At 71.4% G+C, this 19,379-nt stretch carries 18 protein-coding genes; 16 read left to right on the top strand and 2 right to left on the bottom strand.

The window, feature by feature from the left end; translation table 11 throughout:
• Nucleotides 1–171: 171 nt before the first annotated feature.
• Nucleotides 172–2,406 carry a HelD family protein gene (locus tag ACZYRU_RS21340; protein WP_488959106.1) on the top strand — a complete coding sequence of 745 codons (2,235 nt, stop codon included), beginning with the start codon at nt 172–174 and terminating at the stop codon, nt 2,404–2,406.
• A 71-nt stretch (nt 2,407–2,477) separates the two neighbouring features.
• A complete protein-coding gene (locus ACZYRU_RS21335) occupies nt 2,478–2,828 on the top strand; it encodes a hypothetical protein (RefSeq protein WP_488959105.1) in 351 nt (116 codons plus the stop codon).
• A gap of 205 nt (nt 2,829–3,033) precedes the next feature.
• Here ACZYRU_RS21335 and ACZYRU_RS21330 read toward each other — a convergent pair whose 3' ends face one another.
• Nucleotides 3,034–3,354, bottom strand: a complete 321-nt coding sequence (locus ACZYRU_RS21330) for a hypothetical protein (RefSeq protein ID WP_488959104.1) — start codon at nt 3,352–3,354, stop codon at nt 3,034–3,036.
• A gap of 172 nt (nt 3,355–3,526) precedes the next feature.
• On the opposite strand from ACZYRU_RS21330, the gene ACZYRU_RS21325 reads away from it, so the two are divergent.
• From ACZYRU_RS21325 to ACZYRU_RS21315, 3 genes are all read left to right on the top strand, one after another.
• Nucleotides 3,527–4,990, top strand: coding sequence for a fatty acid desaturase (locus tag ACZYRU_RS21325; protein WP_488959103.1), 1,464 nt, complete (start codon nt 3,527–3,529; stop codon nt 4,988–4,990).
• A gap of 5 nt (nt 4,991–4,995) precedes the next feature.
• Nucleotides 4,996–5,190: a ferredoxin gene (locus ACZYRU_RS21320; protein WP_488959372.1), complete on the top strand. Its 195-nt coding sequence runs from the start codon at nt 4,996–4,998 to the stop codon at nt 5,188–5,190.
• A gap of 152 nt (nt 5,191–5,342) precedes the next feature.
• Entirely contained in the window at nt 5,343–6,497 is a 1,155-nt protein-coding gene (locus ACZYRU_RS21315) for a calcium-binding protein (protein ID WP_488959102.1), read from the top strand.
• Here ACZYRU_RS21315 and ACZYRU_RS21310 read toward each other — a convergent pair whose 3' ends face one another.
• Nucleotides 6,498–7,724 carry a PucR family transcriptional regulator gene (locus ACZYRU_RS21310; protein WP_488959101.1) on the bottom strand — a complete coding sequence of 409 codons (1,227 nt, stop codon included), beginning with the start codon at nt 7,722–7,724 and terminating at the stop codon, nt 6,498–6,500.
• Between the two features lie 164 nt (nt 7,725–7,888).
• Here ACZYRU_RS21310 and ACZYRU_RS21305 point away from each other — a divergent pair, with 164 nt between their 5' ends.
• The 11 genes from ACZYRU_RS21305 to ACZYRU_RS21255 all read left to right on the top strand — a co-directional run bounded on the left by ACZYRU_RS21305 (nt 7,889) and on the right by ACZYRU_RS21255 (nt 19,333).
• Entirely contained in the window at nt 7,889–9,637 is a 1,749-nt protein-coding gene (locus ACZYRU_RS21305) for an FAD-dependent oxidoreductase (protein WP_488959100.1), read from the top strand.
• Entirely contained in the window at nt 9,634–10,497 is an 864-nt protein-coding gene (locus ACZYRU_RS21300; protein WP_488959099.1) for an MlaE family ABC transporter permease, read from the top strand. Before ACZYRU_RS21305 ends, ACZYRU_RS21300 begins: the two co-directional genes overlap by 4 nt.
• A 1-nt stretch (nt 10,498) precedes the next feature.
• Complete coding sequence (locus ACZYRU_RS21295) at nt 10,499–11,338, top strand: MlaE family ABC transporter permease (protein WP_488959098.1); 840 nt, start codon at nt 10,499–10,501, stop codon at nt 11,336–11,338.
• Nucleotides 11,339–11,345: 7 nt separating this feature from the next.
• Nucleotides 11,346–12,545, top strand: coding sequence for an MCE family protein (locus tag ACZYRU_RS21290; RefSeq protein WP_488959097.1), 1,200 nt, complete (start codon nt 11,346–11,348; stop codon nt 12,543–12,545).
• Nucleotides 12,542–13,588, top strand: a complete 1,047-nt coding sequence (locus tag ACZYRU_RS21285) for an MCE family protein (RefSeq protein WP_488959096.1) — start codon at nt 12,542–12,544, stop codon at nt 13,586–13,588. Before ACZYRU_RS21290 ends, ACZYRU_RS21285 begins: the two co-directional genes overlap by 4 nt.
• Nucleotides 13,589–13,593: 5 nt before the next feature.
• A complete protein-coding gene (locus ACZYRU_RS21280; protein ID WP_488959095.1) occupies nt 13,594–14,577 on the top strand; it encodes an MCE family protein in 984 nt (327 codons plus the stop codon).
• On the top strand, nt 14,574–15,632 hold the full coding sequence (locus ACZYRU_RS21275; RefSeq protein ID WP_488959094.1) for an MCE family protein: 1,059 nt from the start codon (nt 14,574–14,576) through the stop codon (nt 15,630–15,632). The genes ACZYRU_RS21280 and ACZYRU_RS21275 overlap by 4 nt, the downstream gene beginning before the upstream one ends.
• The gene (locus tag ACZYRU_RS21270; protein ID WP_488959093.1) at nt 15,629–16,843 is read left to right on the top strand and encodes an MCE family protein; all 1,215 of its coding nucleotides are present in this window, start codon (nt 15,629–15,631) and stop codon (nt 16,841–16,843) included. Before ACZYRU_RS21275 ends, ACZYRU_RS21270 begins: the two co-directional genes overlap by 4 nt.
• A 161-nt stretch (nt 16,844–17,004) precedes the next feature.
• Nucleotides 17,005–18,354, top strand: a complete 1,350-nt coding sequence (locus ACZYRU_RS21265) for an MCE family protein (protein WP_488959092.1) — start codon at nt 17,005–17,007, stop codon at nt 18,352–18,354.
• Nucleotides 18,351–18,845, top strand: a complete 495-nt coding sequence (locus ACZYRU_RS21260) for a hypothetical protein (RefSeq protein WP_488959091.1) — start codon at nt 18,351–18,353, stop codon at nt 18,843–18,845. Before ACZYRU_RS21265 ends, ACZYRU_RS21260 begins: the two co-directional genes overlap by 4 nt.
• Nucleotides 18,842–19,333 (top strand): hypothetical protein, encoded by a 492-nt coding sequence (locus ACZYRU_RS21255; protein WP_488959090.1) that lies wholly within the window; start codon nt 18,842–18,844, stop codon nt 19,331–19,333. Before ACZYRU_RS21260 ends, ACZYRU_RS21255 begins: the two co-directional genes overlap by 4 nt.
• The last annotated feature ends 46 nt before the right edge of the window (nt 19,334–19,379 follow it).

The following is a 19,379-nucleotide window of genomic DNA, read 5'->3' as shown; positions in this document are numbered from 1 at the left end:
TGTTCCCCCCTTGGACACGCGATGCTTCGGGCAATTCACCACCACGGTACTGCCTTTGGTGGGAGTTCGCTGTCCCGTCCGCTGACCGTTCATCGGCGCCTGTAGAGTTGGTGGCTTGCCGCTTTTGTGCGGCGGTCAGGAAACGAGTACGGACGGCAGGGGTCACGAGCGGTGGCAGACGAGCTGGTGGAGCGCGAGGTCGCGGCAGAACAGACCTTCGTCGACCGGGTCTACCGGCAGCTGGGGCAGGCGGGCAAAGCCGCCCAGCAGCTGGCGAAGGAAGGTCATTCCCGGGGCCGGCTCGGCCACGAGGGCGGTCTCGTGGAGCGCGACGCGATGGTCTTCCAGGCCGCGAAGCGGATCGCGCAGCTCGACGCCGCCCACGAGGGCCTGGTGTTCGGGCGGCTCGACCTCGACGCGGCGGTCGACGCCGCGCCGCGGTACGTCGGCCGGATCGGCCTGCGTGACGACGACCACGAGTCACTGCTGATCGACTGGCGCGCACCGGCTGCCGCGGTCTTCTACCAGGCGACCGCGGCCGAGCCCCACAGCGTGCTGCGCCGGCGGGTGCTGCGCAGCGCCGGACGCTCGGTCGTGGGCGTCGAGGACGAGCTCCTCGATGCGGCCGGGCTGGAGGCGGCCGAGGCCGCCGGTCGCGACCTCCCGATCATCGGTGAGGGCGCGCTGATGGCGCAGCTCTCCCGCGCCCGCGACCGCTCGATGCACTCGATCGTCGCGACCATCCAGGCCGAGCAGGACAAGGCGATCCGGGCGCCCTCGCGTGGGGTCGTGTCGATCTCCGGTGGTCCCGGCACGGGAAAGACGGTCGTCGCCCTGCACCGGGCGGCGTACCTGCTCTACACCGACCGCCAGCGCTACGAGCGCGGCGGCGTGCTCGTCGTCGGCCCGTCCGGCGTGTTCATGCGCTACATCGAGCGGGTGCTGCCGTCGCTCGGCGAGACCGCGGTCGCGCTGCGCAGCCTCGGTGAGGTCGTCGACGAGGTCCGCGCGACCCGTCACGACGAGCCGGCCGTCGCCGACATCAAGGGCTCCGCGCGGATGGCCGAGCTGATGCGTCGTACGGCGCGCCAGCAGGCGCCCGGCAGCCCCCGGGAGTACCGCGTGTTCTGGCGCGACGACCGGCTGGTCCTCGACCGCGGCAAGCTCGGCCAGGTCCGCCGCCAGCTGATGTCGCAAGGCCTTCGCAACAAGCAGCTCCCGCGGGTCTCGAACGCCCTCCTCGACGCGCTGTGGCGCCAGGTCCGCGGTGAGCGCGGCCGCGAGCAGGGCCGCGAGAAGTTCAACGACGAGATGCTCTCGCGCGACGACTTCCTCGACTTCGCCCTCGGCTGGTGGCCGCCGCTCGACGCGCCCACCGTGCTGTGCTGGCTGCGCGAGCCGGAGTTCCTGGCCCGGGTCGGCGAGGGGCTGCTCTCCGGCGAGGAGCAGCGGCTGCTGGCGAAGACCTGGGCCCACCTCGACCCGACGCGGGCGATCAGCCCGCAGATCGCGATCGAGGACGTGCCGCTGCTCGACGAGCTGCGCTACGCCCTCGGCGACCTCCCCCAGAAGGCCGACGACGAGCGGGACGACCCGATCGCGCTGATCGAGGGTGCCGTCGACATCCAGGAGCTGATGACCGCCTCGGAGCGCGAGTACGCACCGTCCGGTCGCGCCTGGCGCCCGCCGATCTCGAGCATCGAGGACGACGGGTACGCCCACGTCCTCATCGACGAGGCCCAGGACCTCACGCCCATGCAGTGGCGGATGGTCGGCCGCCGTGGCCGCACCGCCTCCTGGACCATCGTCGGCGACCCCGCCCAGTCGTCCTGGCCGGTACCCGCCGAGTCGGATGCCGCTCGTGCGGCGGCGCTGGAGCGCAAGCAGGTGCACTCGTTCCACCTGTCGACCAACTACCGCAACTCGGCCGAGATCTACGCCTTCGCGGCGGCCTACGCCTCCCGCGTCGGTCTCGACGCGGACCTGCCCGACGCGGTGCGTCGTACAGGTGAGGAGCCGGTCCTCGTCGACCTGCCGGTCGGCGCGAGTGCCGCCGAGCTCGAGGCCGCCACCCGCGCCGCCGTGCTCGACGTCGCCGGGCAGGTCTCGGGGACGGTGGGCATCGTCGTACCCGTGGCCCGGCGGTCCGAGGTCAACGCCTGGCTCGCCTCCTGGCCCGAGCTGGCCGCCGACGCCGCCGGCGCCCGCGCCGCCATCGACTCCTCGGTCACCCCCTCGGGTGAGGACCGGGTCGTCGTGCTCACCGGCCTCGACACCAAGGGCCTCGAGTTCGACGCCATCGTCGTCGTCCGCCCCCAGGAGATCGAGGACGAGTCGGCCACCGGCCGCGCCACGCTGTACGTCGTCCTCACCCGTGCCACCCAGTTGCTCACCACGATCGGCTGACCCGGACGGGCCAGGCCCGGTGAGTACGCCGACGGACGCCTCCGGGGGCGGCTGCCGCTGACCATCGGAGGATGAGTCGCATCCTCCTGGCGATCGTGGTCGTCTGCGCGCTGGCCCTCATGGTCCGGGGCCTCGGCGAGCAGATCTACGTCGAGAACACCTCCGAAGCAGTCCTCGCCGCCCGGCACGGGGCGGCGTTGATCGCGTGGGCGTGCGTGCTGCTGACCCTCGCGGCGGCCCACGGCTGGCTGGTGATGGGGCGCTCGCCCTGGATCGCGGTCGGGCTGATGGCGCCGGTCGTCCTGTGCGGTGGGCTCACCTGGCTGGCGCCGGACAGCCTGTGGGGCGTGCTGGCGGCGCTGGTCGCCGTACCGGCCGCGGGGGTGGCGGGCCTGGTCGTGCTGGTGCGGGCCGGACGATGACCGACGACCCACGGTTCGCGCTGATCTCGCCGATGCGCGGCCGTGCGCTCGCCCGCGGTAACACGCCGTCCACCCGACTGGTCGCCGGTTCTCAGCAGCAAACCGGTCGCTGGCCCGGCGTGTCGTGCTGAGAACCGTCAGGTAGTCGGGTGGACGGCGTGTTACTTCCCGACCGGACCGCGCGCAGGGCGCCGGAGGCCTCGGCTCAACCGAGCTCGCGGACCGCCCCCACACCTCGCGCGCGGACCTCCCGCCAGGTCGCCTTGGCGAGCTCGACCGCGGAGGCGTGATCGGGCCGGCTCACCCGGACCCGCTCGCCCGTGTCCGTCTCGACGTCGACGACCCAGGCGCCGTCGTACACGACCTGCTGGACGGTCGCCCTGCCGCGCCCGCCGAGACCGCGCAGTAGGAAGGACCCGCCGAGCTTGTCGTTGGCCCGGACCAGTTGGTCGACCGCGGGCTCGATCGCGATGGTGACCCGGGTGCCGTCGGGGCCGACGGCGTCGTCGAGGTACTGGCGGGCCACGCCCGAACCCTAGCCACGGAGATGACGCACGGTCCCGGATTTACGCGTTGTGCAGCCAGCCAACGCCCCGCGCCCAAGTTGTGCAACTCGCCCGAGAGCCGGAACCGCCCGCGCTGCGACCGTTGAGGCCTACCCGGCGACGCCGCCGTCGCCACGTCCAAGGAGGCACCCGATGGCCACATATGAAACGCGAGGAGCGGACGGCACCGTCGTCTCGTGGCGCGACAAGAAGCGCTACCTGTGGATCCTCGGCCTCGTCGTACCGCTGACGCCGATCGTGGGGATCGCGCTGTTCGAGGCGACCGACAAGGCGCTCTTCTTCTGGCTGACGCCGGTGGTGTTCTTCGGGCTGATCCCGCTGATCGACCTGGTGGCCGGGTACGACAGCACCAACCCGCCGGACGACGTGATCGACGCGCTCGAGAACGACAGGTTCTACCGCTGGGTGACCTACCTCTACCTCCCGGTGCAGTACGGCGGATTCGTGGCCTCGATCTGGTACCTCGCCACCACCGACATGTCGGTCCTCGCCAAGGTCGGCCTCGCGATCTCGGTCGGCGTGGTCGGCGGCGTGGCGATCAACACCGCGCACGAGCTCGGGCACAAGCGTGAGTCGGTGGAGCGGTGGGCGTCGAAGATCGCCCTCGCGCAGACCTTCTACGGCCACTTCTACATCGAGCACAACCGCGGCCACCACGTCCGCGTCGCGACGCCGGAGGACCCGGCCAGCGCGCGGATGGGCGAGAGCGTCTACCGGTTCTGGCCGCGTACCGTCTCCGGCTCGCTGAAGAGCTCGTGGGAGATCGAGGCCAAGCGCTACCAGCGCAAGGGCACGCACCCGTTCCACCTCGGCAACGACGTGCTCAACGCCTGGCTGATGACCGTCGCCCTGTGGGGTGGCCTGATGCTCTGGCTCGGGCTGGCGTACGACGTCAACCCGCTCGGCCTGCTGCCGTACCTCCTCCTCCAGGCCGTCGTCGGCTTCTCGCTGCTCGAGGTCGTCAACTACATGGAGCACTACGGCATGGTCCGCCAGAAGGTCGGTACGCCGGGCAAGATGCGCTACGAGCGGGTCACGCCGGCGCACTCGTGGAACTCCAACAACATCGCGACCAACGTGCTGCTCTACCACCTGCAGCGCCACAGCGACCACCACGCCAACCCGACCCGCCGCTACCAGACGCTGCGCGACTTCAAGGACGCGCCGGTGCTGCCGACCGGCTACACCGGCATGATCGTGGTCGCGATGTTCCCGCCGGCCTTCCGGGCCCTCATGGACAAGCGCGTCATCGCCCACTACGACGGCGACCTGCGCCTCGCGAACCTGCACCCCGCCAAGCGCGAGAAGCTGCTGAAGAAGTACCCGGTCCCGGCCGAGCTGCTCGCCGCCGAGGCCGCCGTCCAGGCCGACACCAGCGCCCACGACTTCGTCGGCGAGGTGCTCGCCGCCCAGTGTCCCGGCTGCCAGTACACCTACGAGGTCGCCGAGGGCAACGAGCTCGAGGGCTTCGCCGCCGGTACGGCGTGGAAGGACATCCCCGACGACTGGTGCTGCCCCGACTGCGGCGTGCGCGAGAAGGTCGACTTCAAGGCCGTCGAGCCGCGCCACCACCTCATCGGCAAGGTCGGAGCGTGAGTGCGATGCGCATCGTGGCCGATCTCAAGAAGTGCGAGGGCCTGGGGATGTGCGAGTCCATGGCCAACGACTACTTCGAGGTGGACGAGGACGAGGAGCTGGTCACCGTCCTCGACGCCGACCCGCCGGAGTCCGACCGGGCCCACGTGTACGCCGCCGTCCAGGCCTGCCCGGTGCTGGCCTTGACCCTCGAGGGCTAGGCACAGCCAGACGCACCGGCACCCAGACCACTGAAGGCGCTCCCACCTGCCGGGGGCGCCTTCAGTGCCGTTTTCCCAGTGTTCTGGGATGGTCCGGGCCGCGCGACCCCAGCAGGATCGGGACGTCATCCGAACTCCCGGAAGGAATCCTGTTGTCCAGCCCCGCCCGCCGTCGTACGGCGACCGTCGGCCTGCTCGCCGCCCTGCTCGTCCCGCTGTCCACCCCCACCACCCTGGCCGGCGCAGCCGAGGCCGCAACGAAGAAGCCCCGCTGCCACGGCGAGACCGCGACCATCGTCGGCACCAACCGCGCCGACCGGATCACCGGCACCGGTGGCCACGACGTCATCGTCGGCAAGGGCGGCAAGGACGTCGTCACGGGCCTCGGTGGGGACGACGTGATCTGCACCGGCGGCGGCAACGACAAGGTGCTCGCCGGCGGCGGTGACGACTACGTCGACGCCGGTGGCGGCCGCGATGTCGTCGACGGCCAGGGCGGGAACGACGTGGTGTGGACCGGTGGCGGCACGGGCGAGCTCGCGCTCGGCGGCCCCGGCAACGACCACCTGGTCCTGGAGGGGAAGGCCTCGAACGCGCTCGCCGGGCCGGGCGCCGACTACGTCGACGTGTACGGGCGCGGTGGGACCGTCGACGGCGGCGCCGGTGACGACGTGCTGCGCGGCGGTGCCGGCGACGACACCATCGACGGCGGCGAGGGCAACGACATCTGCACCGGCGGCGCCGGCAGCGACCGCTGCGACGGCGGTGCGCCGGGCGGCGAGGCCAACACCCCGACCGACCCGGACCGCTGCGACGCGGAGCAGATGAGGTCGTGCCGCTCGGCCGACTCGTCGGCGTACTCCGGAACCGCCCACGGCACCCTCGCCGACGGCACCGGGGTCGTCGAGACCTGGAGCGCGACGTTCACGATGGACAGCGCCGACGACACCCCGCAGCTGATCGAGGGCTCGGCGTCGTTCCAGTGGTCGATCAGTGGCACGGACCGCGAGGACTGCACGTACGCCGGGTCGGCGACCCTGACCGGCCGGGCGTCGTACATGGTGTGGCTCGACTTCGGCTACTACACCGGTCAGCTCTACCCCGCCCGCACCGAGCCGGTGAAGGTGCAGGTGACCTGCCCGTGGAGCGGGACCACGACCACCGAGGTCTGGCCCCTGGACGGGGACGCGGCCAACACCGGCAACGTCCCCCTGCACCCGGACATGTCGTGGATCCGCGGCGACCGCAGCTACCACCCCCGCGGCGACGACACCGTCACCGCGACCTGGAGCTGGGACGCGCGCTGATCAGCTCCGGTGGAACAGTTGGTGGTGCCGCAGCGCGACCGCGAGCTGCGGGCTGATCCGGGTGATCGGCTGGCCGAGCATCTCCTCGGCCTGGCCGAGCCGGTACCGGATCGTGTTGCGGTGCACCACCAGCGTGCGCGCGGCCTCCTCGGCGCTGCCGCCGCTGTCGAGGTACGCCGTCAGCGTCTCCCGGATCCGCTGGACCCCCTCCTCCTCGCCCGCGAGCGGCCCGAGCCGGCGGGTCATGAACCGGTCGACCTCCGGTGAGCACCCCAGCAGGACGGGCAGCTCGACGTCGGCGTACACCGCGAGCCAGTCGTCGGTGTCGGGGGCGGTGACCCGCAGCGTGCCCTGCGCCTCGCGGTGGGAGGCGACGAAGCCGGCGACGTTCGGGGTCGCGGAGCCGACACCGACGACGACGCTCTCGGCCCGCAGGTCGGCGGCCGCGGCGACCAGGCCGGACAGGTCGGGCTGGTCGCGGGTGCCGAGCCACATCCACAGCTGGCGGCCGCCGGGCTTGACGACGAGCGGGTTGGCGGCGCCGATCCGGCGGGCCAGGTCGGCCGCCAGCGACTCGAGCGACCCGGCCTGCTCGGCGTCGCCGACCGAGAGGACGACGGCCGTGTGGTGCACCGAGATCGGGTACCCGCCCAGCGCTGCGGACGCCTCGCGGGCATCGCTCAGCTCGCCGGCGAGGATGGAGCGGACCGACTCGAACCGCTGCGCCGCCGCGCCGGCCAGCACCCGCGAGCGGGCGGCCTGGTAGGCGGCGATGGACTCGGTGATCGACTGGTCGAGCCAGACCCCGGCCCGGTTCCAGAAGTACATGAGCAGGTCGGCCCGGTCGAAGTCCGCCGGCGGCAGCTCCTTGATGACCTCGCTGACGTACGCCCACACCTCTTGCTGGGCGACCCGGTAGAAGCGGATCAGCGACTCCAGCGGCAGCTGCCGGTCGGCGATGTCGACGGACAGCCGTCGCGCCGCCTCGGGCAGGTGGAAGTGCTGCTCCGGCTGGGCGAAGTCACCGAGGAAGGCCACCCAGTGCTCGCGGACCGTCACCCGCAGGGTGTCCGGCAGCCCCTCGACCAAGGTGACCTCGGGCATCTCGCGCAGGATCGCGTTGGTCACCCGGTCGACCCAGGAGTCGACCTGGTCGGGCTGGGCCTGCTCGGCGACGTACGCCAGCAGCCACGGTGCGAGGTCGGACGGCACGGACTCGCTGCTCACCCGGCCCACCCTAGGGTGGGCCGACGTCTTTGTGCACGGAGACAACGCGCCCGCGGTTCTTTGGACCGTCACCACGAGAGCGTGACCACCGTCACCGGGTGGACTTGGCGGTCACAGGCGGGCCTGGCACAGGGGCCCTGCCGTTCTCATGGGGGTGCAGCCGCATGCGCGCTGACTTCGAGTACGACGTCGTCGTGGTCGGCTCCGGCTTCGGCGGCTCGGTCACCGCCCTCCGCCTCGCCGAGAAGGGCTACCGGGTCCTCGTGCTCGAGGCCGGCCGCCGGTTCGAGGACGAGGAGTTCGCGAAGACCTCCTGGGACGTGCGCAAGTTCCTCTTCGCGCCGCGCCTGGGCTGCTTCGGCATCCAGCGGATCCGGCTGCTGCTGCGCGACGTGGTCGTGCTCGCCGGCGCGGGCGTCGGCGGCGGATCGCTGGTCTACGCGAACACGCTCTACCAGCCGAAGTCGGACGCCTTCTACAACGACCCGCAGTGGTCGCACATCACCGACTGGAAGGCCGAGCTGGCGCCGTACTACGACCAGGCGAGCCGGATGCTCGGCGTCGTCGAGAACCCGACGGTCACCCCCAGCGACGTGGTCATGAAGGAGGTCGCCGACGAGATGGGCGTCGGCGACACCTACCGGGCCACGCCGGTCGGCGTCTGCTTCGGCACGCCGGGCGAGGCGATCCCGGACCCGTACTTCGGCGGTGCCGGGCCCGAGCGCCGTGGCTGCCTGGAGTGCGGCGAGTGCATGACCGGCTGTCGCCACAACGCCAAGAACACGCTGCTCAAGAACTACCTCTACCTCGCCGAGAAGATCGGCGCCGAGGTCCGTGAGCGCACCACCGTGGACACGATCAGGCCGCGCCCGGACGGCGGGTACGACGTCGTCACGCACGCCTCGGGTCGCTCCGCCCGTCGTACGACGACCATCGCCGCCGGCCAGGTCGTGCTGGCCGCCGGCACCTGGGGCACCCAGGAGCTGCTGCACGGCATGCGCCGCTCCGGCGACCTGCCCGAGCTGTCGGACCGGCTCGGTCACCTGACCCGCACCAACTCCGAGGCGCTGTGCGCGTCGAGCACCAAGCTGCGCAACAAGGGTGAGTACGACTTCCACCACGGCGTCGCGATCACCTCCTCGATCCATCCCGACGAGGTCACCCACGTCGAGCCGGTCCGCTACGGCAAGGGCTCGGGCCTGATGGGCCTGCTGCTCACCCTGATGACCGACGGCGGCGGCCGGACCCCGCGCTGGCTGCGCTGGATCGGCCAGGCGCTGCGCCACCCGCTGCTGCTCCTGTCGGTGTACGCCGGCCTCGGCAGCTGGCCCGAGCGCACGATCATCGCGCTGGTCATGCAGACCAGCGACAACTCGATCACGGTGTCGCCGAAGAAGCGCCGGCTGCGTGGAGAGGGCAAGGTCAGGCTGACCTCGACGCAGGGCCACGGTGAGCCGAACCCGACCTGGATCCCTGCCGGCAACGAGGTGGTCCGCCGGATCAGCGACAAGATCGATGGCGGCTCGTACAGCACCGCCGGCGAGATCTTCAACATCCCCATGACCGCGCACTTCCTCGGCGGCTGCCCGATCGGCGACTCCCCGGAGACCGGCGTGATCGACGCCTACCACCGGGTCTACGGGCACCCCGGCCTGCACGTCGTCGACGGCGCCGCCATCTCCGCGAACCTCGGTGTCAACCCCAGCCTCACCATCACCGCGCAGGCCGAGCGTGCGATGGCGGTGTGGCCCAACCAGGGCGAGGCCGACCGCCGCCCTGACCTCGGAGCCGGCTACGAGCGGCTCTCCCCGATCGCGCCGGTGCGGGCGGCTGTGCCCCCGACCGCACCGGCTGCGCTGCGCCTCCCGCTGTACGTCGTCAAGAACCCGGTCGACGCGGAGGTCACCGCATGACCGCGGCGCCCACCGTCGAGGCGCCGGGCAAGCGCCGCGCCGCCCCGGACGGGATGGACGAGCGGACCCGGCAGGTCGCCCGCGAGGCAGTGCGCTCGACCTTCGCGTTCAAGACGCTCGGCACCTTCGGCGACTTCTACAGCTTCGTCGGCAAGGTGTTCGCGGAGATGTTCACGCGCCGCTTCCACTTCCGCGAGTTCATCTCGCAGGCCTGGTTCATCACGACGGTCTCGTTCGGGCCGGCGCTGCTGGTCTCGATCCCGTTCTGCGTCGTGATCATCTTCCAGGTCAACCAGCTGCTCATCCAGATCGGCGCGGTCGACCTCGCCGGCGCGGGTGCGGCGGTCGCGGTGGTCCGCGAGATCGGCCCGATCGTCTCGGTGCTGGTCGTCGCGGGTGCCGGTGCGACGGCGATCTGCGCCGACCTCGGCTCGCGGAAGATCCGCGAGGAGATCGATGCCATGGTCACCCTCGGCATCGACCCGATCGAGCGGCTCGTCGTACCCCGCGTGGTGGCCTCCACCCTCGTCGGCGTCGCGCTCAACGGCATGGTGACCGTGGTCGGCCTGGTCGGCGGCTACTTCTTCTCCGTCGTGCTCCAGGGCGCCACACCCGGCCTCTACCTCTCCGACCTCACGCTGCTCGTCGGGCTGCCGGACTTCCTGGCCTCCGAGGCCAAGGCCGCCGTGTTCGGCCTGCTGGCCGGACTCACCGCCTGCTACCTCGGCCTCAACGCCAAGGGCGGCCCCAAGGGCGTCGGCGAAGCCGTGAACCAGACGGTGGTCTTCGCGTTCATGCTGCTCTTCGCCGCCAACAGCGTGATCAGTGCCCTGTTCCTCCAGATCAAGCTGGGAGCCTGACATGAGTACGACGGCGCCGGGCTTCATCGCCCGCCACGTCGGCAAGCCGATGTCCTCGCTGCGTCGCCTCGGCGACCAGCTGAGCTTCCACGGCAACGCCTACGCGCACATGCCGCGTGCGCTCAAGCACTACCCGAAGGAGGTCGTCCGGCTGCTGGCCGAGGTGTCCCTCGGCTCGGGCGCGCTCGCCCTGATCGGCGGCACCGTGCTGGTGATCGGCTTCCTCACCGCCGCGGCCGGCATCGAGGTGGGCCTGCAGGCCTACACGTCCTTCGACAACATCGGCGTCTCGACGCTGTCCGGCTTCTTCTCGGCGTACTTCAACACCCGTGAGGTCGCGCCGATCATCGCCGGCATCGCGCTGACCGCGACCGTCGGCGCCGGGTTCACCGCGCAGATCGGGGCGATGCGGGTCTCCGAGGAGATCGACGCGCTCGAGGTGATGGCGGTCCCGCCGGTGCCGTACCTGGTGACGACCCGGATCATCGCGGGCCTGATCGCCGTCGTGCCGCTGTTCGCGATCGCGTTGATGATGTGCTGGCTGGCGACGTACGTCGTCGTGACCGTCGGCTACGACCAGGCGCCGGGCACCTACCAGCACTACTTCGACACCTTCCTCATCCCGAGCGACCTGTTCCTCGCGATCGTGAAGGTCGCCCTGATGGCGCTCGTGATCGTCTCGATCTGCTGCTACCACGGCTTCCGTGCGTCCGGCGGCCCCGCGGGCGTGGGCAAGGCGGTCGGCAAGGCCGTCCGCTCGGCGCTCATCTCGACCATGTTCATCGACCTGATCTTCGCGATCGCCATCTGGGGCGGTCCGTCGGTCCACATCGCGGGGTGAGGCGGGCATGAGCGCACGCGAGAAGCACGCCCACCACGTCGACCGGCAGGTCGTCTACGGCTTCCTGTTCATCGCCCTCGTCGCGGCGTTGATCGCCGGCACCATCGCCAAGTACCGCGGTGCCTTCGAGGACAACGTCGTGGTCACCGTCCAGTCCGACCGGGCCGGCCTCACCCTCGCCTCCGGGGCTCCGATCAAGCTGCGCGGCGTCGAGATCGGCCGGGTCAGCCACATCGACAACAACCTCACCGCCGACGGCAAGGTGAGCATCGAGCTCGAGATCGACGCCGACAAGGTCGACCGGGTGCCGGCCGACGTGACCGCGCAGATCGTGCCGCCGACGGCGTTCGGTGCGAAGTACGTCCAGCTCACGCCGCCCGCCGACAGCAGCAGCGGCGCGATCAGGGCCGGTGCCGTGATCCCGGCGGACCGGGTCACCGTCGAGGTCGACGAGGCCTTCGAGAACCTCACCAAGGTGCTCGACGTGGCCCGTCCGGCCGAGGTGAACTCCGCGCTGACCGCGGTGGCCGGCGCGGTCGAGGAGCGCGGCCAGCTGATCGGCAACCTGATCACCCAGACCGACACCTACCTGCAGTCGCTCAACCCGTCGCTGCGCACGCTGTCCGCCGACCTCCGGGTCGCCGACGACGTGGCCGACGTCTACGACATCGCTCGGCCCGACCTGGTCGGCATGCTCACGCACACCGGCGAGGTCTCCCAGACGCTGGTGCGGCAGCAGGCCTCGCTGCGCGCGCTCGAGCGCAGCATGACCGGGTTCAGCGACCAGACCGACGTCCTGCTGCGCAGCTCGCGCCACGGCCTGGTCACCTCGCTCGGCCTGCTGCAGCCGGTGACCGACGTCCTCGAGCGCTACTCGCCCGAGCTGCCCTGCCTGGTGCTCGGCCTCGCCTCGGCCAACAAGCTCGCCGAGGCCGCCGTCGGCGGCACCCACCCGGGCGTCACCACGCTCACCCGGATCATCCCGGGCCGCGACCCGTACACGTACCAGGAGAACCTGCCCGAGCTCGGCGCCGACAACGGCCCGGCCTGCTACGGCCTCCCGTACGTCGACGCCCAGGAGGGCAAGGCCGTGCCGCCGTCGTTCCGCACCGGTGCCAATCCGTACGTCGGCCCGCAGCCCACGCCCGGCGAGGCCGTCGCCGACACGCTGCTGGGCGTCCTCAAGGGAGTGGGGAACCTGCCGTGAGCTCCAAGCTGAGCCCCGAGAAGCGGCGCCAGCGCGCCGACCTGGTCAAGTTCACCGCGTTCCTGTCCCTGGCTGCGGTCTTCACCGTGTGGGTCGCGGCCGTCACCGGCGAGTACCGGCCCGGCGACCGCGACGACTACAAGGCCGTCTTCGACGACGTGTCCGGCCTCGCGGTCGGTGACGAGGTCCGGGTCGCCGGCGTCGACGTCGGGAAGGTGACCGGCATCGACGTACGCCGGGACAACACGGTGCTGGTGACCTTCGACGTCCGCGACGACCAGCAGCTGACCACGGGCACGCACGCGACGATCCAGTACCGCAACCTGATCGGCGACCGCGTCGTCCAGCTGACCCGCGGTGAGGGCGACACCGGCGAGGTACTCGCTGCCGGCGGCACCCTGCCCGCCAGCCAGACCGCATCGGCGCTCGACCTCGACACCCTGCTCAACGGCTTCAAGCCGCTGTTCGCCGGGCTCAGCCCGACCCAGGTCAACGAGCTGTCCGGCCAGCTGGTGCAGGTGCTCCAGGGCCAGCAGGCCGCCGTGGCCACGCTGGTGCAGCACGTCGCGTCGTTCACCACCACGATCGGAGGCCGCGAGGAGCTGATCGGCCAGGTGATCCGCAACCTCAACAGCGTCCTCGGCACCGTCGACGACCGCAAGGCGACCGTCGGGCTGCTGCTCGACCGGCTCGACCAGCTGCTGACCGGGCTCGACGCGCAGGACACCCAGGTCCTCGACGCCGCCGCACGGATCGACGAGTTCGCGACCACCACGACCGACCTCGTGACGAAGGCGCGCGGAGACCTGCGCACCGACCTCCACGGCCTGGCCGTCTCCGCCCGCGGCATCAACGAGAACGCCGGGACCCTGGAGACCGTGCTGCAGAACCTGCCGGCGCACTACCGGGCGGTGCAGAACACCGCGTCGTACGGCAACTTCTTCAACTTCTTCCTCTGCGGCGTGCGGATCCAGACCGGCCTCGCCGGCGCGAACGTCACGACCCCGTGGATCTACTCCGACGCCCCGAGGTGCAAGAAGTGAGCCGCGTGACCAGCCCCGACCGCCTGGCCGTCCGCGGCCTGCTGGGCACCGTCGTCCTCGTCCTCGCCGTGCTCGCGGCGCTCAACATCAACAAGCTGCCGCTGATCGGCAACAGCGACGTCGTGCACGTGCAGTTCGCCGAGGCCGGTGGGCTCAAGGGCGGCGACGCCGTCATGGTCTCGGGTGCCCAGGTCGGCAAGGTCCGTGAGGTCCGGCTGGACCGGAAGCACGTCGTCGCCGACGTCGTCCTCACCGACCCCGACATCGTGCTCGGTGACCGGACCGAGGCCCGGATCATCACGATGACCCTGCTCGGCCGGGCCGCCGTCGAGCTGGTGCCCCGCGGCTCCGGCGAGCTCGGGGCAGGCGAGTCGATCCCGCTGGCGCGGACCTCGTCGCCGTACAACCTGACGAGCACGCTCAACGAGCTCGCCGAGACCACCGCCGACATCGACAAGGCGCAGCTCGCGGCCGCGCTGGACCAGGCGTCGACGACGCTGAGCTCCGCTAGTCCCGACCTGCGCCCGGCGCTCGACGGGATCACCGCTCTCTCCCGGGCGGTGTCCTCCAACGACGACGAGCTGCGCTCGCTCCTCGCGCACGCCGACAGCGTGACCGGGGTGCTGGCCAGTCGGGACCAGCAGATCGCCTCGCTGCTGACCAGCGGGCGCTCGCTGCTCAGCGAGCTCGACGCCCGCCAGGACGTCGTCGTCAGCCTGCTCAGGAGTGCCCGGGCCCTGGCGGCCCAGCTGCGGCTGCTGCTGAAGGACACCGACGACGTGCTCGGCCCGGCGCTCGACGAGCTCGACGGGGTCGTCGACGTGCTCAACAGGAACAAGAAGAACCTGCAGGCCAGCATCGTCGGCCTGCGGGGCTACGCCACCGCCTTCGGCGAGGCGATCTCGAGCGGGCCGTGGTTCGACGCCTACATCCAGAACCTCACGTCGCCCGGAACCCTCGCTCCCGTCCTGTCAGGAATCGTGCCGTGAAGAAGAAGATCCTGATCGCGCTCGTGGTCGCCGCCGTGCTGGTTGGCGGGCTCGCGTGGAACCGCGACACCAGCAGCACCACGGTGCGGGCGTACTTCGCCAGCGCCGAGGGGCTCAACGTCAGCGACGACGTGAAGGTGCTCGGCGTGAAGGTCGGCAAGATCACCGCGATCGAGAACAAGCCCGACGGCGTCCTCGTCACGCTGAAGGTCGACTCCGGTCAGCCGATCCCAGCCCAGGCGCACGCCGCGATCGTGTCGCCCAGCCTGGTCAGTGGCCGGTTCGTCCAGCTCGAGCCGGTGTACGACGGCGGCCCGCGTCTCGAGGACGGCGCCACCATCGCGCTGGACAGGACGGCGGTGCCGGTCACCTTCGACGACGTGAAGCAGCAGCTCACCGACCTCGCGACCACGCTCGGGCCGGATGCGGGCAAGAAGGACGGCCCGCTGGCGGTCGCGATCAAGGCGATCGACCAGAGCCTCGCGGACGGCAACTCGGACCAGCTGCGGACCTCGATCGCCGAGCTCCGGGGCGCCGCGACCGCCCTGTCCGACGGCCGCTCGGACCTGTTCTCGACCATCGAGCACCTCGACACCTTCACCCGCAACCTCGCCCTCAACGACGCTGCGGTGCGGGGCTTCACCACCGAGCTCGACGACGTCAGCACCGTGCTCGCGGACAACCGCACCAACCTCACCGGCGCGCTGACCGACCTCGGCCAGGTGCTCGCGGTGACGGAGAAGTACTTCAAGAAGCACCGCAAGCAGATCCGTACGACGACCACCGACGTCAACCTGCTCGCCGCCGCCCTCGCCGACCGGTCCAACGAGCTCGCCGGCGTCCTGCACGTCGCACCGCACGCGATCGTCGACCTCAGCAACACCATCCAGGACCAGGCGATCACCGGCCGGGCCACGCTCTCGGCGCTCGACAACGTCCCGCAGCTGCTCTGCGGCGCGGTCCTCGGCGTCGGCGGCACGGCCGAGCAGTGCTCGAAGGTGCTGCAGCCGCTCATCGACCTGCTCGGGATCGGCTCGATCGGAGGCACCCAGTGAACCGTCTCTCCCGCGCCCTCCTCCCCGCCGCACTGGTGGCCGGGCTGCTGTTCACCGGCTGCGACATCCAGCCCAACGACAACACCCTGCCCGGCCAGGTCGCGGTCGGCGACGACGGCTACACCGTCCAGGTGCACTTCGACCAGATCGAGAACCTGGTCCCGAACTCGACGGTCCAGAAGGACAACGTCGTGATCGGCACCGTCGGCGAGATCCGCGCCGAGGGCTGGGAGGCGGTCGTCGACCTCCACCTGCTCGACGACGTGCAGCTGCCCGCCGACGCCGTGTTCTCGATCGGCCAGAAGACCCTCCTCGGTGCGCAGTACGTCGAGGTGTCCGCCCCCGCCGTACCGGACGGAGCCCAGCCCACCGGCGCCCGCCTCGCCGACGGGGCGGTGGTCCCCGTCGCCCAGACCGGCACCTACCCCGCCACCGAGCAGGTCCTCGGCGCCGTCGCGCTGCTGCTCAACAACGGCGGTCTCTCGCAGATCAGCACCATCACCGGCGAGCTCTCGACCGCGCTGCGTGACCGGGTGCCCGACACCCGCGGCCTGATCCGGCACACCAACGAGCTGCTCTCCGTCCTCGACGCCAACAGGTCCGAGATCGTCCGCGCCCTGGAGTCGCTCAACAGCCTCAGCGCCGGCCTGCGCAAGGACCAGGAGAAGATCGCCACTGCGATCGACCGGATCACCCCCGGCCTGAAGGTGCTCGACCAGGAGCGCAACCGACTGGTCAAGGCGGTCACCCGGACCAGCCGCACCGGCGCCCGCGCGAGCGAGGTCATCCACGCCAGCGAGACCGCGCTGCTCGCCAACCTCGACTCCCTCGGGCCGATCCTCACCAACCTCGGACAGGCCAGTGCGTCGCTGCCCGAGTCGCTCAAGCTCGCGCTCACCATCCCGTTCCCGGTGATGACCGCGCGCAACGCGTTGCGGGGCGACTACGCCAACCTGTTCGCCACGCTCGACCTGCGCGACCAGAGCCTGCTGGGCAGCTGGCTCGGCCTGATCGGCGTACCGCCCACCACTCCGGCGGACGCCCCGGCCACGGCGACCCCGGCAGTCCCGGAGACGCCGGTCCCGTCGCCCGGCACGCCCGCACCCGCCGCCCCGTCGACGCCCACCGGCGAGGCCACGCCCGCGCCGGCCACGCCGTCCGAGCAAGCGCCTGCCTGCGGCCTGCTCAAGAAGATCCTCGGAGGCTGTTAGGCCATGTCTCCTTGGACCCCGCCTGCTACGCGGCGCTTCGCATCCGATCTGGCGGCGCCCGCGTCGCTCGAAGTGCGATCCAGCACGCCATCGCTCCGCAGTCTTGCCAGATCGGCCCGAACCGCCGCTCGCGACGGCGCTGACCAAGGAGACATGGCCTGATGCTGCTCACACCCCTGATCAAGCGCCAGCTGCGCATCTTCACCGTGCTCGCGGTGGTGGCGCTCGGCCTCGCGTTCTTCCAGTACGCCCGGGTGCCGGCCATGCTCGGCATCGGCGTCTACAACGTGGATGTCGACTTCGGCGACGCGAGCGGGCTCTACCCGAAGGCCGCGGTCACCTACCGCGGCGTCGAGGTCGGCCAGGTCTCGAAGCTCGAGGTCACCGACAAGGGCGCGATCGCCACCCTGCGCCTCGACAACGACGCGAAGATCCCGGCCGGTGCCTCCGCCGAGCTGCACAGCACCTCCGCCGTCGGCGAGCAGTACGTCGACCTGGTCGACCCGCGCTCGAAGCCTTCTGGGGGGAAGGCCGACGCGGGTTCCGGTGACGTGCTCGCCGACGGCGCGAGGATCCCGCGCGACCGGGCGGTCGAGATGCCGCAGATCACGCCGGTCCTCGACTCGGTCAACCGGCTGCTCGAGTCGGTGCCGAAGGCCGAGACCAAGCGGGTCCTCGACGAGGTCGACGCCGGCCTCGGCGGCGCCGGTCCCGACCTCAACGAGCTGGTCGACGCCACCGGCGACGTGCTGACCGAGGCGCAGGCCCGGATCGACACCACGACCTCGCTGATCGCCACCGTGCAGCCGGTGCTGGAGACCCAGCGCGACCTCGGCTCGCAGACCCGGTCGTACGCCGCCTCCCTGGACCAGCTCACCGCCGCCCTCGCCGCGGGCGACTCGGCCGCCTTACGCACGCTGCTGAAGAACGCACCCGGCGGACTGAACGCCGCGACCCGCACCGTCACCGACCTGCAGCCGGTGCTGCCGATGATGCTGGCGAACCTGACCACCAACGCGCAGGTGCTCAACACCTACCTGCCGCAGGTGCACCAGACCCTGGTCGTCTACCCGTCGCTCGTCGCGCGGCTGCAGTCGGCGATCAACCCGCGGGCCACGTACGGCGACGTGAAGCTCGACCTGCGCGCCGCGCTCAACAACCCGCCGACCTGCCAGAGCGGGTACCTGTCGCCGAAGCAGCGCCGCAACCCGCGGGCGACCGAGGTCCGCGACGTCGACACCCTGGCGCACTGCGAGATCGCGCCCGACAACCCGACCGCCATCCGAGGCGCCCGCAACCTGCCCTGCCCGGAGGGCGACGGTCGTGGCAACACCCCGGCGGCCTGCGGCGAGCACTTCGGCGGCGGGGTGTGGCCGGACTCGAGCGGCACGGTCGCCTACGACCTCGCCGTGGGACGCGGAGACGGCACGACGACCACGACGGGCACCGACGAGACCGGAGGAGACGAGCTGTGGAAGATCCTCGTGCTGGCACCCCTGGGGGTCCGGTGAAGGCCGTGGTCGAGCGCCTCACCTGGCGCACCGGCGCCGTCGTCCTCCTTGCGGCTGCGCTGCTCCTCGTCACCGGTCAGCGGGCGCTGGCCTGGCAGGACGAGCGGGCGCAGGTGGCCGACGGGAAGGACGCGATCGCCGCCGCGACCGCCGAGGTCGAGGGGCTGATCGACATCAGCTCGGCCACCTCGGACGCCGACATGGAGAAGCTGCTCGCCGGCGCGACCGCCGGCTTCCGCACCGAGCTGGAGGGCCAGGCCGACCGGCTGCAGCAGGCACTCACCGACAACGCCGTCCAGGCCAGCGGCGACGTCGTCTCCGCCGGCCTCGTGAAGCTCGCGGGCGAGCGCGCGACGGTCATCGTCGCCGCTGCCGGGTCCGTGCAGAACAAGCAGACGGCCGCCGCCGAGCCGCGCAACTACCGGCTCACGGTCGACCTGCAGCGGGTGAAGGGGGACTGGCTGGTGTCCGGACTGGAGTTCGTCGCATGACCGCCCTGCGCAGCCGCGCCGGCCTCGCCGTCGTCGTCCTCGCCCTGGTCCTTGCGGTCGTCGCCGCCCTCGCCGCCCACCACGCCGCCGCCGTGACCGACGCCCGCGCCGAGGCGCTGGCGGCGGCGAAGGAACGGGTCCCCACCCTGCTCGGGTACGACGCCGCGACGCTCGACGCCGACCTCGCCGCCGCCGACGAGCAGACCACCGGCGGCTTCCACACCGACTACGGCAAGATCCTCGACGAGGTCGTGAAGCCGACCGCCACCCAGCGCGGCATCTCCACCACCGCCGCCGTGAACGCGGCCGGCGTCGTCCGCGGCACCCGCGACCGGGTCGTCGTACTGCTGTTCCTCACCCAGACCACGACCGCGACCACGGGCGAGGACGGCGGCAAGGGCGGTACGTCGGTCTCCGGCAGCCGGGTCGAGGTCACCATGAAGCGGGTCGGCGACGGCTGGCGCATCGCCGGGCTGAAGCCGGTGTGACCGGTGTGACAACCTCGTCCTCGACACCAGGCTCCGCTGTGCACCG

This window comes from Nocardioides sp. F233 (genome assembly GCF_057813895.1).
Note: the sequence above shows the minus strand (reverse complement) of the source record. Positions and strands in the feature narration are given on the sequence as shown.